A 15,800-nucleotide genomic window follows, 5' to 3' on the forward strand; every position below is an offset into this window, starting at 1 on the left:
GGCGGCGCGCGGTCACGCGTCCTGATCAACTCTTCCGCGGGGCTCTTAAGAAACGCTTAAGAACTGGCCGCGGGTGTCCTAGGACCCGGCGTTGTAGACGTCCAGGCCGAAGCGGTTCAGGCCCGGTGTCCCGGCATAGCCCAGGTAGGGCAGCCCGAAGGTGTCTTCGATGCTGGCGAGCAGGCTGTAGTGGTTGTACGGCGTGGTGGACCAGGTGCCGCCCTTGGTGAACGGCGAGAGGACCAGGGCACCGACCCGGCCTCCGCCCATGCCGGTGATGCCCGGCAGCGGCGCATTCGGCCCGGGGCCTTCGCCGCAGCAGGCGCTGGCGTCGCTCTGCGGCCCGTCGGACTCGTCGAAGGTGATGACCAGGACCCCGTCCTGCTTGAACGCGGGGGAGGAGGTGATGGCCGGAACCCATTGCTTGAGCCACTCGTCGGCGCTGGCGAGGCCGCCCGGCTGCCCGTCCACGCACGGGGAATCGTGTCCGTCGTGGCAGAGGTTGGGAGTGATCATGGACAGGTTGGGGGTGGTGGCGGCGGAGGCGAGGTCCGTCTTCAGGGCGGCCAGGTCGACGTCGTTCTTGGCGCAGTCGGGCGAGCCGGTGATCCCGGCGAAGTATACGAACGGGTTGTGGCGAGCCGCGTACTGGTCGCCGACCTTGGCTTTCTGGGTGTCATCGACGGCGCCGAGCGCCGGGTGCCGGCACGGCGTGCCCATGTCCTCCATGTAACCCTTCCAGGTCTTCCCGGCGGCCGTCAGCTGGCCGGCGACGGTGGGGACGCTGGCCGGGAAGACGCAGCCGTCCCCGACGGCCTGGCCCGGGCTGGCCGTTCCGCTGCCGGCAAAGGGGGTGTAGCTCTGGCAGTCGGCTTGCATCTGGGGGTTCGGTCCCTGCCCCGAAATCTGCGCCACGTAGTTGGGCTGCGAGTTGTGCGCGGTTCCGAAGTACTGGTTCAGCAGGACTCCCTGGCTGCGCAGCGTCTGGGAGAGATACGGTGCTGCCGACGCCGGGCCCCAGGTCTTGTCATAGCCCTTGTTTTCAAGGTTGATGACGAAGACGTGCTGGGCCCCGGGCAGGTAACCCTGGCCGGCGGTGGTGCCGGCCGGGGCAGCGTTGGCCGGCGTGGCCGCCGTGCCGGCCTGGGGGCCGTAGCTGAGCGCCGCGGCGGCCAGTACGAGCAGCGCGGCGGCGGCGAAGCGCTTGAGCGTGCGGCGGCTACGCGGCCGGGGTGCGGATGCGGTAGGGGTGGTGGGGTTCACGGGAGCTTCCATCCGTCGGCGAGTGCTTTCTCTTTCAGTCCGGACCATTCCTCGGCCGGCGGCGGGCCGACGGGGGTGCAGGCCGGTCCGGCCACGAAGGGCGGGACAAGGTATTTGGGCGCGGCCAGGTTTGCCGGTGTGGCGAAGTCCAGGACTTCGGCGATGTTGCGGGCGGCCCTGTCCCGCGGCGTCAGTGGCGGGAGGTTCCAGCGCCATTCGATGGCCTTGAGGACCGAGGTGTGGTCGTAGACGTCGTGGGCGACGTAGCGGCGTCGTGCGCGGGGAGAGACCACCAGGGAGGGGACCCGGAAGCCGCGCAGGGCCGTGGCGGCACCGGTGTCCGGGGCCGTCGTCGGTGCGACGTGGTCGTAGAAGCCGCCCCATTCGTCGTAGTTGACCACCAGCAGGGTGTTGGCCCAGCCGGGACCGGAGGTGACCGCGTTGTAAACCTCGGCCAGGAACGTTTCGCCGGAGCGGATGTCAGCGTGCGGGTGGTCATCGCCCGAGGTGCCGGAGCCCTCGTCGGTGAACCGCGGGTCCACGAAGGACACCGCGGGCAGGGTCCCGGCGGAGCAGTCCGTAAGGAACTCGGAGTAATGGTGCGAGATGCCCTGGTATTTGGCCCCCCAGAGCGCGGTGAAGGGGATGTCGCCGTAGTAGTACTTGCCGGATACGCCTGCGGCGGCGAGCCGGTCCCAGATGGTCGGCAGGGTGCTGGTGACCGTGGAGTTATGGACCCGGTCGGTGGCTGCGGCGTGCTGGTAGAACCGGTTGGGGTAGGTCTCTGCCATGGTCGCGGCGAAGTACTGGTCGCAGACCGTCCAGTCGGGGCCGGCCTGCCGCCAGAAGTCCAGGTCGGCGGCGTCGTAGTATCCGACGGCGAACTCGTCGTTCTCCCCGGCCTGGAGCCAGCCGTTGTTCTTCCCGTTGTTGAACTGGATCCGGCCGCCCTCGTAGGAGTGGTCAGGGTCCGGGTGGCCGCAGCCCTGGAAGTCTGTCAGGTGGTGGGTGGAGTGCGGGATGCCGTAGCGGTCGGTGAAGCTCAGCCCGGACTGTTTCCCGTCGGCCCCCGGCATCCAGCCGAGGAAGTGGTCGAAGGAGCGGTTCTCCATCATCACCACGATCATGTGATCGATGCCGGAGGCACCGGGTGCAGGCAGCGTCGCCGCGGCTGCGGCCCGGGAAGCGTTGCCGGCGGCCAGGGCCGTGGCGGTGCTGGCGGCCAGGGCCGTGCCGGCGGCGGTCATGAAGTTACGTCGTGTTAAGTTCACGCCCAGAAGTAGATCACGGAAAGATTACGGCCCCGGCCCGTTTCGGGGCTGGTTCACGAACTGTTCACCGTGTGTTGGCGGTCCAGTACCGCCGCGGAAATCCGGGCAGGACCCCGGACTTCCGCCGGGCAACGGTCAGGCCGGCGCGGTGCCGCCTGGCATCCCGGGCGCGTTCTGGCCGTACTCCGCCGAGATCAGGATGGGCAGGTGGTCGGAGGCGCCGCGCGGCAGCGTTTCGACGTTCTCGATCATGAGGCCCTGGGACGTGGCGAAGTCGAAGTGGCCCTTGAAGACCTTGTACCGGGTGTACGTCCGCCGGTCGCTGAGGGAGAGCTCGTAGCCGGCGTCCTTCATCTGTTCCGTGAGGTACTTGGTGAAGAACGGGTAGTTGAAGTCGCCCACCATGAGTGTCATCAGCCCGCCGCCCATGCTGAGCAGTTCCGCGTGCGCGGCGTGGATCTGGTTCCGGCGCAGCGAGTTCGACGCCGTCAGGGGCGCCGCGTGGAAGGATGCGATGACGAGGTCGTGGTCCGTCTCGTTGTCGACCACCCGGGTGCCGATGAGCCGCTCGTGCGCGGGTGCCAGCACCCGATCATGCATCGACTTCTTCAGTGCGAACGTCTTGGTCTCGTACGCGGTGAAACGGTCCTTGCGGTAGTAGATGGCCAGGCCCAGCCGGTTGCCTCTCGTGGCATCCGCGAGGTGAAGGTCGCCGATGGTTTCGGGCAGGTCTTCGGTGTCGCACTCCTGGAGGCAGAGCGCATCGATCTCATAGCCGCTGGCCAAAGCCTCCAGTTCGCCGCTGGCCTTGTGTTTGCGGAGGTTGTAGCTGATAACTCGGATCAGGGGGAGCACCTCTTCGCGCAATAGTCGGGGTAAACCTGCTCCCGAGTCTACCCAGTCCGGCGGATCGGACGGGACCAGACTGGCCGGGTGACTGCCCGGGCCGCTCCGTGGAACCGCCGCCGCAATGGCGCGCTGAAGCGGTGGTGGCCCGAGGCGATAAGGTGGTTGGGATTCTCTGATTGTTGCTGCGAAAGGGTCGACGTTGACTGCTGAACTACCCGTGCTGGCCGAGGGCGATTTCTACTACGAGGTGCTGGGGGACGGGCGTTTCCGCTCCACCATCCACGCCCAGGGCGCGTGGAACGTGCACGAACAGCACATGGCGCCGGCGTCCGGCATCATGGCCGATTGCCTGGCCCGGCACGAACCGCGGGACGACATGCGGATGGCGCGGATCAGCTACGAGATCCTGGGCCTCATCCCCGGCGGCGAATTTGAGGTCACCACCACCACGCTGCGCCCGGGCCGGACCATTGAACTGCTGCAGGCCGAACTCGTGGCCGGCGGCCGCGTGGCGATCCGGGCGACGGCGTGGCGCATGATCACCTCCGACACCTCGGCCATTGCCGCCTTCGAAGACCCGAGGATCCCGGCACCGGACGACTGTGAGCCCTATGACGCCGCAACGGTCTGGCCGGGCGGGTACATCGCCTCGCTCAAGATGCGCATCGCCGAGGGCCACCGCGCCGGCTCCGGGACCGTCTGGCTGCACACCGACCACCCGCTCACGGACCGGGCGGACAGCAGCGACCTGGCCCGTCTGATCGGCCTCGTGGACACAGCCAACGGGATTGCCGCCCGGGTTCCGCCGGGCAAGGGCAGCTATGCCTTTCCCAACTTGGACCTGCAGATCCACATGTACCGGCGCCCGGAGGGGGAGTGGCTGGGTCTGGACAACGAGGTGTCCTTCGGCACGGACGGCATCGGCCTGACCTCCACGGTGCTGCACGATCTGCAGGGCCCCTTCGGGCGGGCCGAGCAGATCCTGACGCTGCGCAAAAGCTAGTCGAGTGCCCCGGCAGGGAAACTGTCCGGTCAGTGGAAGACGAGCCAGCCGACGGTTGTGGCCAGGCCAGTCAGGAACGCGCCCCAAAGGATGTCCGCCACGACGATCGCCAGCGGCCAGTTCTTCAGCGTCGCGGCGTTGGTGAGGTCGTAAGTGGCGTAGGCGAACCCGCCGAGGGCGGCGCCGTATCCCAGCGCGGTCAGCCAGGTGCCGCCGTCGAGGGCCGGGCGGAGGGCGAAGAAGACGATCCCGGCAATGTAGAGCACGTAGAACACCACGGCGTACCCTAGATGGGGTTTGTCGGCCATCAGGTGGCCCAGGTGCCGGCGGTAGAACTTGTTCATCGACTTGAGCCAGACGGCGTCGATGACGGCGAACGCGGCGGCTACCACTAGGAATTGCAGAATGACCATAAGGGAGCATAACAACATGCAGCAGGCCGCGGCCGGACCCCGGAGCCTGACGGCGTTCCGGCAGGAGCACTCCCTCGGCGCCGCGGAGGATCTGGACCTCGCCTTGGAGCTGCTGCAGCGGGTGAAGACCGGCGCGGTGGGACCCATGCTGCGGCTTTACCGGCCCGCGCCCACCGTGGCCTTCGGTCAGCGTGACACGCACCTGCCGGGCTTCGACGCCGCGGCGCGGGCCTGCCGCGAGCTCGGGTTCGAGCCGTTGGTCCGGAAGGCAGGCGGACGGGCTGCCGCGTACCACGGGGGAACGCTGGTGATCGACCATCTCGAGCCGGACGCCGATGCGATCGCGGGCGCGAAGGGACGCTTTTCCTTCTTCGGCGAACTGCTGGCGCAGGCACTGCGCGACGCCGGGGTGGAGGCCGCCGTCGGGGAGATCCCCGGCGAATACTGCCCCGGCGAGTTCAGCGTGCACGGCCAGGACCCGCTGGCTCCTGAGCGCCGGCTCAAACTCATTGGCACCGCCCAGCGCGTGGTCTCCGGCGGCTGGCTGTTCAGCTCGGTGATCATCGTGGAGAACTCAGCGCCGATCAAGGCCGTGCTCGAGGCCAGCTACGCGGCCCTGGGCCTGGACTGGGACCCTGCGACGGCGGGGGCGGTCAACGATCTTGTCCCGCACCTGGGCGTGGACGCTATCGAGGCCGCCGTGCTGGGCGCGTACGGCCGCTACGCCACCCTGGCCTACGGCGACTTCGACAGCCTGCTGGATTAGACTGGGGCGCGCGCCGCGAGGAGTTGCTCGCGCAGGATGTCGGCGTGCCCGCAGTGCTGGGCGAGTTCCCGGAGCATGTGCAGATACACCCACCGCAGCGGGAGCGGCCCGCGCCGGTTTCCGGTGACCAGGTCGTCCAGCCCCAGCGGCCGGGTCCTTTCGCGCGACCCAGCGCAGGCCAGCCGGTACGCGGCCTGGACGCTTGCGATGGTGTCGCCGTCGTCCAGGATGAAGGACTCGTCCGGGGTGGCTGGTATGCCGATCTCCTGGCGGCTACGGCGCGTGATGGCTTCGTCGAACCAGACCTTTTCCACGAACGTGGCGTGCTTGACCAGCCCCAGCAGCGTGGTGCGCGAGGGGACCAGGGAGGCCCGGGCCTCGTGCTCGCTCATCCCATCCAGGCAGTCGTGCAGTGAGGTCCGGTGCTCGTCCAGGAAGGCGTCGAACTGCGCCCGAAGGTCGGCCGCGAAGATGCCGGGATCCATGCTGGGGAATGTGCTCATGGGTCCACAGCCTAATACCCTGCCGCCGGGCGCCCGCAGGCCTGCCCTTACCGCATCCACCCCCACCATGGGCTGGCCCCGTCCGCGACTTCGGACGGGGCCAGCCCATGACGGAACACCGGGACGTCAGTGCCCCCGCGCGATCCAATCCTCAAGTTGCGGCGCTTCGGCGCCCACACTGGTCGAGTCCCCATGGCCGGTGCGGACCACCGTGTCCGCGGGAAGCGTCAGCAACCTGGACTTGATCGACTCGACAATGGTGGGGAAGTCGCTGAAGGACCGGCCGGTGGCGCCCGGGCCGCCCTGGAAGAGCGTGTCGCCGGTGAAGACCGTGCCCTCGGCGGCCAGGTAGAAGCTCACGGAGCCGGGCGAGTGGCCCGGGGTGTGGAGCGCCACCAGCCGCGCGCCGCCGACGTCGAAGGTGTCGCCGTCGTCGATGCCGTGATCCGGCTCGGTTCCCGTGAAGACCCGGTCCCAGAGCATCCAATCGTTCCGGTTGAGGTAGACCGGCGCGTTGACCAGGCCGCGGAACTCGCCCACCGCGGCGATGTGGTCGTCGTGGCCGTGGGTGAGCAGGATGGCTGTGACTTTCCGGCCGGCGACGGCGGCCGCGATGGCGGCGGCGTCGTGGGCCGGATCGATCACCACGCACTCCTGGTCATTACCGACGAGCCAGACGTTGTTGTCCACGTCCCAGGTGCCGCCGTCGAGCGAAAACGTGCCCGAGGTGACCAGCCGCTCGATCCTCAGTCCGGTTCCGGAACCGGCGCTCACAGTTCCACCACCGAGCGGAGGACGGCCCCGGAGTGCATCTTCTCGAAGGCGTCTTCGATCTGGTCGATGGTGATCCGCTCCGTGACGAAGGCGTCCAGGTCCAGCCGGCCTTGCTGGTACAGGTCGATAAGCATGGGGAAGTCGCGCGACGGCAGGCAGTCGCCGTACCAGGAGGACTTCAGCGAGCCGCCCCGGCCGAACACGTCCAGCAGCGGCAGTTCCAGGGTCATGTCCGGGCTGGGGACACCCACGAGGACCACGGTGCCGGCGAGGTCGCGGGCATAGAAGGCCTCCTTGTACGTCTCGGGCCGTCCCACGGCGTCGATCACGACGTCGGCGCCGAAACCGCCGGTCAGTTCGCGGATCGCCTCCACCGGGTCGACGGCGGAAGAGTCCACCGTGTGGGTGGCGCCGAGTTCCTTGGCACGTTCGAGCTTTTTGGCGTCGATGTCCACCGCGATGACGGTGGTGGCGCCGGCGAGCGCGGCACCGGCGACGGCCGCCACGCCCACGCCGCCGCAGCCGATCACGGCGACGGAATCACCGCGCTGGACGTTGCCGGTGTTGATCGCGGCGCCGAGGCCCGCCATGACGCCGCAGCCGAGCAGGCCGATCGCGGCGGGGTCGGCGTCGGGGTCCACCTTGGTGCACTGGCCGGCGGCGACGAGGGTCTTCTCGGCGAAGGCGCCGATGCCGAGCGCGGCGGTGAGCTCGGTGCCGTCCGCCAGCGTCATCTTCTGCGTCGCGTTGTGCGTGTTGAAGCAGTACTGCGGCTCGCCGCGGCGGCACGCCCGGCACTCGCCGCAGACGGCTCGCCAGTTCAGCACCACCCGGTCGCCGGGGGCCACCTCGGTGACGTCGGGGCCGACGGCGCTAACCACGCCGGTGGCCTCATGGCCGAGCAGGAACGGGAAGTCGTCGTTAATGGCGCCCTGCTTGTAGTGCAGGTCGGTGTGGCAGACACCGCAGGTGAGGATGTCCACCAGGGCCTCGCCGGGTCCGGGGTCAGGGACCAGGATGGTCTCCAGGGTGACGGGTGCGTTCTTGGAACGGACTACTGCGCCTTTGACTTCGTGGACCATGGGGTGGGCTCCTTTCATCACCGCTTCCGTGGCGGGAAGCGGCACGGCGCGGGCCCCTGGGGTGAGCCGGGAGTCCGCGCCGTAAGTGGTTTGGGGGGTGTCCTGAAAAGGTGGCGTTAGGCCGCGAGGCGGCTCTTGACCTCGGCCGCGGAGGGGTTGGTGGCGGCGGTGCCGTCCGGGAAGAGCACGGTGGGGACCGTGCGGTTGCCTCCGTTGAGCTGCTCCACGAGTTCGGCGGTGCCTTCGACTTCCTCGATGTTGATCTCGGTGTATCCGATGCCCTGCGCGTCCAGCTGCTTCTTCAGCCGGTTGCAGTAGCCACACCAGGTGGTCGAAAACATGGTGATGGTGCCGGAATCGGGGGTGAAGTCCACGAAGTTCTCCTCAAGGCAGGTTGACGGCACTGGTTGGCGATGATGAGTGGCATCGCCGTTGCCGACAAAAGTCGTATGTCACTCCCAATAACGGTAACCCGGGGCCCGCTATTCCCTGCTCTATTCCCGCTGGGCGGCCCGCGGTGGCATGCTGGTGCCATGTGTGGACGCTACGTGATGGCCCGGGCCGTCGGGGACCTGCTGGCAGAATTCGACGCCGAACTCGAGGAAGAGGTGGTGATTCCGCCGTCCTGGAACGTCGCGCCGACCGCGGACGTGCCGATCCTGCTTGAGCGGCTGGTGGACGGTGAACCCGTGCGGCAGCTCCACATTGCCCGCTGGGGACTGGTGCCGTCCTGGGCCAAGGACCCCGGCATCGGCTCGAAGATGATCAACGCCCGCAGCGAGAGCGTGCTGGAGAAGCCGGCCTTCCGCAAGGCCACCCGCACCCGCCGCTGCGCCGTGCCGGCCGACGGCTATTACGAGTGGAAGGGCGAGGGCCGCGGCAAACAGCCGTACTACGTGCACCCAAAGGACGGCAGCCCGGTGGTCTTCGCAGGCCTCTATGAATGGTGGAAGGACCCGTCAAAGACCGAGGGGGACCCGGGGCGCTGGCTGCTCTCGACGTCGATCCTCACCACCGATTCTCCGCCGGAGGGCTACGCGGACGGCATGCTGGCGGAACTGACGGCCCTGCACGACCGCGTCCCGCTGCCGATGGACCGCAGGACCATGGAGACCTGGCTGGATCCGCAGGCGGAAGACGCCGCCGCGCTGGTCGGGCTGGTCCGCGCCGGCGCGCACGACGTCGCCGAGGGCTGGAGGATCGACGCCGTCGGCACCGCCGTCGGGAACGTCAAGAATGACTCCCCGGAGCTGATCGAGCCGGTCGGCAGCCTGTTTTAGCGGACGGGCCGGCAGGCTTGGCTCCGTTCCCGGCCATGTTTGGCTCTGCAGGGCCGGGACAAAGGTACATTTGACTCGATTAGAATCTGGTTCTGCCATGGGGGGCAATGGTGACAATTTTGGGTCGTGAGTCGGCTACCGCGGTCTTTCGAATAAGGCGAAAAGCGAGTGGGCTGCGGTGGATCATCCTAAGCACCGTACTCGCTGTGATGGGCCTTCTCGGCGTATGGATTACCATCCCGGAATGGATCAACGTGCTCCTGGCGGCAATCTCATTTGCCTTGTTGTACATGGAGGTGCGCGCCCACCGTCGTTCCGTTGCCTCGACGGTGTTTGAACCGCGCATTAGCGATTCCTTCGAAAGTTTCGTGCCGACGACTAGCAGCCACGGCCGGTTCACCTATCGCAAGTTCCCGCACGGATCCTTCCTCTCGGACAACTTGGTGAGCTCGGCCATACAGGACGGACTGGAGGCGCGACTGGAATCCAAGCCGTTCACGATGCCCCCGTCCCTGAGCGCCCTCGGCCAACGCTTTCTCGACGACAAGATCAAAGTTAGGCATGTCTTTGACGGGCCTATCCTTGGATGGAACTCGAACGTTGGGGTAGGGCCGGCTGCGTCTGAGCTGCCTCGCTGGATAGATTTTCAGCCCGCAACCTACTTTCAGCACATCGCAACGGACCAGCTTGCGCTACACGACGTAAGCCAGGCCGGTCGTTTCACCGAAGACCACGGACGAAGGCTTTTCATTACCCGACGCGGGGCGCTCAGGGACTTCCACGACTCATGGCTTGTAAACGTGGTTGGGACCTCAGTCATGGCATTCACGAGCGATGGCAAGCTGCTCATAGTGGATCAAGGAATTCATAACCTAAACAGCGGCGGTCAGTTGGCTCCGAGTGGCTCGGGTGCGCTGGAGCCCAAGGATTTTCAGGGCCGCGCTTCGCTTCCCTTGGCGGAACTGGCGGCCAACGGGGCCAACCGTGAGTTGCAGGAAGAAGCTGGAGTTCTGGCCAGTGAGATCCAAGAGAGCTACTTCCTAGGCTTCGGACGCTGGCTTGAAAAGGCGGCGCGTCCCGAACTCATGACATTGAGTTTGCTCTCCGTGGACTCGCACGTTCTGGAACAGCGGATGACGGGGAAACTCGAGAGACCGTTCGTTCGCGGACGGACATTCACCAGGCTTGTGGGTGAACCGAGCGAATGGGGATCGTCGCCGGAAACAATGCTCGAGCCCCAGTACCGGGGAAGACTCTCCCTGCCGCTTTCAGTGGGGCTTGCCCTTTTGAAAGAATTCGTCGCAGCGGGCGGCCCGTCTGCAGAAGTGTTTTCGAGCCAGGTCATCGGCGGCGACTAGACCGTGACCTTGCCGCCGGCGTCGACCGTCCAAGTGGGGTTGAAGGCGACCTCCCAGCGGAAACCGTCCGGGTCCGCGAAGTAGCCCGTATAGCCGCCCCAGGGCTGGGTCTTCGGCGCGGCCACGACGACGGCGCCGGCGGCCTCCGCCTGGCGCATCGCCTGGTCCACCTCGTCAGCGCTGCCCACGTTGTGGCTCAGGGTGATGCAGGGGATGCCGGCCGGGGGATCGGTGGCGGCCTCGGCCTGCATCTGCCCGGCGTCCCAGAGCGAGAGGATAAGCCCGTGGTTGACCTGCAGGAAGAGCACCTCGCCGGAAACCTCCCGGTGGACCGGCCACCCGAGGCCCTCCACGTAGAAGCGGCGCGAGGCGTCAACGCTGCGGACACCCAATGAGATGAAGTCGACTCGTGGTTGCATCGTTCGATACTGTCATGCACATGTCCACACATCACCGTGACGCCAAAGACGCCCAGGCCGATAAGGAACAACTCGCCGCCGTGCGGGTGGCGGTCGACGAGGTGGACGAACAGATCGTCGCGCTGATCGGCCGGCGCGAACGGCTTATCCGGATTGCCGGCACCCTGAAGGCGGACAGTGCCGAGGTGCGGGCGCCCGGCCGCGTGGAGCGGGTCCTAGAACACGTCAAGGCGACGGCTGAGCAGAAGGACATCGACACCGAGATCGTCGAACAGACCTACCGGGCCATGATCGATGCCTTCATCCGGCTTGAGCTGGACGTCTACAAAGCTTCCAGCTAGGGCTGGTCGACTCAGCTAGAGCGACTCTTCGACGGGCACGTTGGCCTGGTACTCCCGGCCCTCACAATCGCTGTAGGCCGTCATCAGATGGCCCTTGGCCAGCCCCATCACCGTGCTCAGCGGAAAGTTGCCGGTGATGGTGTTGCCGGAGTGCTCCACACCCTTGAGGTCGAAGTTCTCTTCCGTGCCGTCATGGCTGAAACAGAAGAAAGAAACTGCCTCGCCGTTCATGAACTCGATTTCCATCCGGCGCTGGTGCGAATGGTCCGGGGTGGCCGCCACGAGCCCCACCACATAGGCCCCGGAACTCGGGATATTCCCGTCTATATCGAACTTCGCCACCAAGGTTGAATCCTTGGCGGCGATGCTTACGTGCTTCAGGAGTGCGCTATGGGAGCTCATAGCTCAATCCTGCTACCTGCGCTTGCGTCCGTCCACCCCCATCTAGGTTTTGTCCCGGGCCCGGCGTAGACTTGAATTGTTCGAAGATATATTCGAATACCCTCTCAAGATTCTTGCCAGAGGTCAGCGTATTCCGGGAGGCACCATGGGGATGTTCAGCGAGTCGGTGGACGTCGCGTGCACCCCGTCCGGCCAGCCGCTGTCCCTTGCCTGGGGCGGCCGGCACTACGACGTCTGCGCCGAACCGGTCCGCTGGTTTGAGCGGCGGCAGTGGTGGGCCGAGGAGCAGCGGGCTCCGCTGGGCAGCGGCCCGGGACTGGTGGACCACGAGATCTGGCGGATCCAGGTCCGGGACGCCGGTAACCCGGAGGACACCCTCACCCTGGACCTGAGCCGTCATCTGGGCAGCGGTCGCTGGCGGCTGCTGCGGATCCACGATGCCCTGCGCACTATCAGGAAGCCCGAGTCGGCATGAGCTTCACCCACCTGCACGTTGCCACCGCCTTCAGCGCCCATTACGGGGTGTCCTGGCCGGAGGAACTGGCTGCTGCCGCCGCCGCGGACGGGGCCACGGCGCTCGCCTGCACGGACCGTGACGGGCTTTACGGCACGGTCAAGCACCTGAAAGCCTGCATGGCGGCAGGGCTTGACCCAGTCGTGGGGGTGGACCTGGCAGTCTTCGACGACGACGGCGACCTCCGAACCCAGCTCGGCGGCCGCGTCGTCGTACTGGCGCACGGGCACAACCGCGGCGCCGGCTACCGGGCGCTGTGCCGGCTGGTCTCCGACGCCCACGCCCGCACCACGGGCAAGGCCGGAGGAACGGTGCCCGTCGCCGTGACCAGGGCGGAACTGGCCTCCCGTGCCCTCGACCCGCAGACCCTCGAACCGGTGCTGACCGTGCTGATCGGCCCGGACTCCGACGTCGGCCGCGCGATGGGCGGCCGGCGCTACCTCCGGCCCCGCACGCTCTTCAAGCGCTGGCTGGACGCCATGCCGGCGGGAACTCTCGCCGCTGAGGTCGTCTCGCAGCTCAGCCCGCCCGGCGAGCCGCTGAGCACGGCCCACGCGGTGCGAATGCTCAAGCTCGCCGCGGAACACGCAGTCCCCGCGGTGCTGAGCAACGCCGTGCGCTACTGTGCCGAGGACGGTGCCGCGACGGCGGACGTGCTGGACTCCGCCCGGACACTGAAATCCCTTCCCGAGCTCTCCGCCGCGCCGCAGCTGCAACCCAACGGGCAGGCCTGGCTGAAATCCTCCGCGCAGATGCTGCGGCTGGGCCAGGAAATCATGCACGCCGCCGGCTACGGCGCCGCGGACCTCAAGAGCCTGCTGGCACACACCGAGGCGCTCGCGGACCGCTGCCGGATGGATCCGGTCACGGACATGGGATGGAAGCAGCCCGTGGTCCCGGAGGCCTCGGTGATCGGAATTGCGGGGGACCCGCTCGTGGAACTCACGCAGCGCTGCGAGGCCGGCATCAGCCGGCGCTTCCCCGGGATCGCCGGCAAGCCAGCCGAAGAAATGCGCGCCCGGCTGGAGCACGAACTGCGGATCATCGACAGTCTTGGTTTTGCCTCCTATTTCCTGACGGTGGCCGAAGTGTCCCGGATGATCCTGGACATGGGGGTCCGGGCGGCAGCCCGCGGCTCGGGCGCCTCCAGCCTGGTCAACTTCCTGATCGATGTCAGCCAGGTCAACCCGCTGCAGCACGACCTCATCTTTGAACGATTCTTGTCCCGGGACCGCGCCACCCTGCCGGACATCGACATCGACGTCGAAAGCGCCGAACGGCACAACGTCTACCGGAGGATCTTTGAGCGCTTCGGCTCCGAACGCGTCACGCTGATGAGCATGCAGAACGGCTACCGCGCCCGCGGGGCCGTCCGCGACGCCGGCCTGGCCCTCGGCATGGACGGCGGCGACATCGACGAGATCGCCAAACAGCTGTGGCGGTTTTCGGCCCGGAACTTCCGTGAGGCCCTGGTGGAGAAGCCGGAGCTGAAGGAATTCGCCGGCCGGGTGGAGCAGCGGGACTTCACCGAAAACCAGCAGCTGGACCTGTTGGTGGACCTGACCGAACGGCTGGACCGGCTGCCGCGGCACATCTCGATGCATCCCTGCGGGGTCATCCTGGGCGATGCGACACTGCTGGACCGCACCCCCGTGCAGCCCAGCGGCCTGGGCCTGCCGATGAGCCAGTTCGACAAGCACGACATGGATCCGATGGGCATGCTCAAGCTCGATGTCCTTGGCGTCCGGATGCAGAGTGCCATGGCGTTCGCGGTCCGGGAGGTGATCCGGCTGCACCCGTCCAAGGCCGAGGTGGTGGCGGCCGGCCGCCACCCCGCAGGCCCGGACGGCTCCGGCCCGGGCTACATCGCAGCCGACGGCCGCATCGACCTCAACGCCGTCCCGCTCGACGACGAACCCACCTATGAGCTGATCCGCAGCACCCACACCCTGGGCTGCTTCCAGATCGAATCCCCGGGCCAGCGGGAACTCATCGGCAAGCTGGCGCCCCGGGAATTCAACGACCTCATCATCGACATCTCGCTGTTCCGGCCGGGGCCGATGAAGTCGGACATGGTCCGGCCCTTCCTGGAACACCGGCACGGCTTCGCGCCGGAGGTCTACCCGCACCCGGACCTCAAGCCGGTGCTGCAGGAGACGCACGGCGTCACCGTCTTCCATGAGCAGATCCTCAAAACCTTCGACGTCATGACCGGCTGCGGGCTGGCCCGGGCCGATGAATTCCGGCGGGCCCTCGGCAACGAGGTGCTCGAGGGACGGGTGGAGGAATTCTTCCGCCGCGAAGCCCGGGCCCGGAACTACACCCCCGAGGTGGTGGACAAGGTCTGGGGGACGCTGAAAGCCTTTGGCAGCTTCGGCTTCTGCAAGGCCCACGGCGCCGCCTTCGCCGTGCCCACCTACCAGTCCGCCTGGCTCAAGACCCACCACCCCGAAGCCTTCCTGGCCGGGCTCTGGGAACACGACCCGGGGATGTACCCCAAGCGGCTGCTGGTGGCCGAAGCCCGGCGGCTGGGGATCCCCATCCTGCCGCTGGACATCAACCGCAGCCACGCCGAATACCGGGTGGAACGGGTGGACACCGGCCCGAACCGGGGCAAGCTCGGCATCCGGCTGAGCCTGAACGGCATTTTCGGGCTTTCCGGGGCCGAGCTGAAACGGATTGTGGCCGGCCAGCCCTATGATTCCCTCGCGGATCTGCGTGCCCGCACCCGGCTCAGCAAGCCGAGCATCCAGCGCCTGGCGCAACTGGGCGCCTTCGACTCGCTGCACCGCTCCTCCGGCAGCACCGCCAACCGGGCCGACCTGGTCCAGCACCTGCAGCAGCTGCAGGGCAGGCCGCAGCGCAAGGGGGTCGAGGTCATCGAGGGGCAGTTGGCCTTGCCGCTGGGCGACGTCGAGCTCAAAAACCTGAAGGGCGGCCTGCCGGCCCCTACGCTGGTGGAAACAGTGCGCGCCGAACTGGACCTGTTGGCCCTGGATGTCAGCGGACACCTGATGGACAGCCACCGCCCCTTGCTGGACCGGCTGGGCGTTACGACGGCGGACAAGCTGCTGGGACTGCGCAACGGTACCGAGGTGCTGGTGGCCGGGGTGCGGGTGGCCACCCAGACCCCGCCGATGCGCGGCGGCAGGCGGGTGGTGTTCATCAGCATCGATGACGGCACCGGCTGCGTGGACTCGGTCTTCTTCCATGAGGCCCAGGAACAGTCCGGTCCGCTGCTGTTCGGCACCCGGCTGCTGTTGATCCGCGGTACCACCCGGCGGACCGGGCCGCGGGGCATCAGCGTCAGCGCCTCGATGGCCTGGGACCTCAGTCGGACCGAGACGCTGCCCTTCCCGGCGCCCGCCGCCAACCGGACGGCTGCTGCCGAGCCTGGCGCCGGCGGAGCTGCCGCCCCCGCGCAGGGCCGTCCTGAGCACCCGGTCCAGGGCCCGCTGGACGGGATCCGCCGGACCCTGGCCATCACCGGGTTCTCCGGCTAAGCGGCGGCAAAACGCCTGTCGGCCGGCGGCCTGCCGCGTTGGTTGGCCTATCCGGAACC

General features: G+C 67.5%; 17 protein-coding genes. 7 read left to right on the forward strand and 10 right to left on the reverse strand.

Annotation, left to right across the window (positions count from 1 at the left end):
* Positions 1-78 precede the first annotated feature (78 nt).
* The 3 genes from AC1DBD_RS05365 to AC1DBD_RS05375 all read right to left on the reverse strand — a co-directional run bounded on the left by AC1DBD_RS05365 (position 79) and on the right by AC1DBD_RS05375 (position 3,377).
* The gene (locus AC1DBD_RS05365) at positions 79-1,263 is read right to left on the reverse strand and encodes an alkaline phosphatase family protein (protein ID WP_476908766.1); all 1,185 of its coding nucleotides are present in this window, start codon (positions 1,261-1,263) and stop codon (positions 79-81) included.
* Positions 1,260-2,534, reverse strand: a complete 1,275-nt coding sequence (locus AC1DBD_RS05370) for an alkaline phosphatase family protein (RefSeq protein ID WP_476981590.1) — start codon at positions 2,532-2,534, stop codon at positions 1,260-1,262. The genes AC1DBD_RS05365 and AC1DBD_RS05370 overlap by 4 nt, the downstream gene beginning before the upstream one ends.
* A 135-nt stretch (positions 2,535-2,669) precedes the next feature.
* Positions 2,670-3,377, reverse strand: a complete 708-nt coding sequence (locus AC1DBD_RS05375; RefSeq protein WP_441417875.1) for an endonuclease/exonuclease/phosphatase family protein — start codon at positions 3,375-3,377, stop codon at positions 2,670-2,672.
* Positions 3,378-3,582: 205 nt separating this feature from the next.
* Here AC1DBD_RS05375 and AC1DBD_RS05380 point away from each other — a divergent pair, with 205 nt between their 5' ends.
* Positions 3,583-4,386, forward strand: coding sequence for a thioesterase family protein (locus AC1DBD_RS05380; protein WP_441417667.1), 804 nt, complete (start codon positions 3,583-3,585; stop codon positions 4,384-4,386).
* Positions 4,387-4,415: 29 nt separating this feature from the next.
* Here AC1DBD_RS05380 and AC1DBD_RS05385 read toward each other — a convergent pair whose 3' ends face one another.
* Complete coding sequence (locus tag AC1DBD_RS05385) at positions 4,416-4,799, reverse strand: DUF2177 family protein (RefSeq protein WP_476981591.1); 384 nt, start codon at positions 4,797-4,799, stop codon at positions 4,416-4,418.
* 16 nt (positions 4,800-4,815) lie between these two features.
* On the opposite strand from AC1DBD_RS05385, the gene AC1DBD_RS05390 reads away from it, so the two are divergent.
* Complete coding sequence (locus AC1DBD_RS05390; protein ID WP_441417876.1) at positions 4,816-5,565, forward strand: lipoate--protein ligase family protein; 750 nt, start codon at positions 4,816-4,818, stop codon at positions 5,563-5,565.
* Here the strand turns inward: AC1DBD_RS05390 and AC1DBD_RS05395 are convergent.
* The 4 genes from AC1DBD_RS05395 to AC1DBD_RS05410 form a co-directional block, all read right to left on the reverse strand.
* Positions 5,562-6,068, reverse strand: coding sequence for a DinB family protein (locus tag AC1DBD_RS05395; RefSeq protein ID WP_476981592.1), 507 nt, complete (start codon positions 6,066-6,068; stop codon positions 5,562-5,564). The genes AC1DBD_RS05390 and AC1DBD_RS05395 overlap by 4 nt on opposite strands.
* Before the next feature lie 126 nt (positions 6,069-6,194).
* Positions 6,195-6,842, reverse strand: coding sequence for an MBL fold metallo-hydrolase (locus AC1DBD_RS05400; RefSeq protein ID WP_476981593.1), 648 nt, complete (start codon positions 6,840-6,842; stop codon positions 6,195-6,197).
* A complete protein-coding gene (locus tag AC1DBD_RS05405) occupies positions 6,839-7,924 on the reverse strand; it encodes an S-(hydroxymethyl)mycothiol dehydrogenase (protein ID WP_476981594.1) in 1,086 nt (361 codons plus the stop codon). Before AC1DBD_RS05405 ends, AC1DBD_RS05400 begins: the two co-directional genes overlap by 4 nt.
* Positions 7,925-8,040: 116 nt before the next feature.
* On the reverse strand, positions 8,041-8,298 hold the full coding sequence (locus AC1DBD_RS05410) for a mycoredoxin (RefSeq protein ID WP_056739948.1): 258 nt from the start codon (positions 8,296-8,298) through the stop codon (positions 8,041-8,043).
* A 159-nt stretch (positions 8,299-8,457) separates the two neighbouring features.
* Between AC1DBD_RS05410 and AC1DBD_RS05415 the strand changes: the two genes are divergently transcribed.
* Together AC1DBD_RS05415 and AC1DBD_RS05420 are read left to right on the forward strand one after the other, a co-directional pair.
* A complete protein-coding gene (locus tag AC1DBD_RS05415; protein WP_441417671.1) occupies positions 8,458-9,204 on the forward strand; it encodes an SOS response-associated peptidase in 747 nt (248 codons plus the stop codon).
* Positions 9,205-9,410: 206 nt separating this feature from the next.
* The gene (locus AC1DBD_RS05420) at positions 9,411-10,562 is read left to right on the forward strand and encodes a hypothetical protein (protein ID WP_476981595.1); all 1,152 of its coding nucleotides are present in this window, start codon (positions 9,411-9,413) and stop codon (positions 10,560-10,562) included.
* Here the strand turns inward: AC1DBD_RS05420 and AC1DBD_RS05425 are convergent.
* Positions 10,559-10,981: a VOC family protein gene (locus AC1DBD_RS05425; protein ID WP_441417673.1), complete on the reverse strand. Its 423-nt coding sequence runs from the start codon at positions 10,979-10,981 to the stop codon at positions 10,559-10,561. The two genes, AC1DBD_RS05420 and AC1DBD_RS05425, sit on opposite strands and share 4 nt — an antisense overlap.
* 14 nt (positions 10,982-10,995) lie before the next feature.
* Here AC1DBD_RS05425 and AC1DBD_RS05430 point away from each other — a divergent pair, with 14 nt between their 5' ends.
* Positions 10,996-11,322 (forward strand): chorismate mutase, encoded by a 327-nt coding sequence (locus AC1DBD_RS05430; protein ID WP_441417877.1) that lies wholly within the window; start codon positions 10,996-10,998, stop codon positions 11,320-11,322.
* A gap of 15 nt (positions 11,323-11,337) precedes the next feature.
* Here the strand turns inward: AC1DBD_RS05430 and AC1DBD_RS05435 are convergent, their stop codons facing one another.
* Positions 11,338-11,724, reverse strand: coding sequence for a hypothetical protein (locus AC1DBD_RS05435; protein WP_441417674.1), 387 nt, complete (start codon positions 11,722-11,724; stop codon positions 11,338-11,340).
* Positions 11,725-11,869: 145 nt separating this feature from the next.
* Between AC1DBD_RS05435 and AC1DBD_RS05440 the strand changes: the two genes are divergently transcribed.
* On the forward strand, positions 11,870-12,199 hold the full coding sequence (locus AC1DBD_RS05440) for a DUF6504 family protein (RefSeq protein ID WP_476892446.1): 330 nt from the start codon (positions 11,870-11,872) through the stop codon (positions 12,197-12,199).
* Positions 12,196-15,741 carry a DNA polymerase III subunit alpha gene (locus tag AC1DBD_RS05445; RefSeq protein WP_476981596.1) on the forward strand — a complete coding sequence of 1,182 codons (3,546 nt, stop codon included), beginning with the start codon at positions 12,196-12,198 and terminating at the stop codon, positions 15,739-15,741. Before AC1DBD_RS05440 ends, AC1DBD_RS05445 begins: the two co-directional genes overlap by 4 nt.
* The last annotated feature ends 59 nt before the right edge of the window (positions 15,742-15,800 follow it).

Source organism: Arthrobacter sp. 10T419, assembly GCF_056394105.1.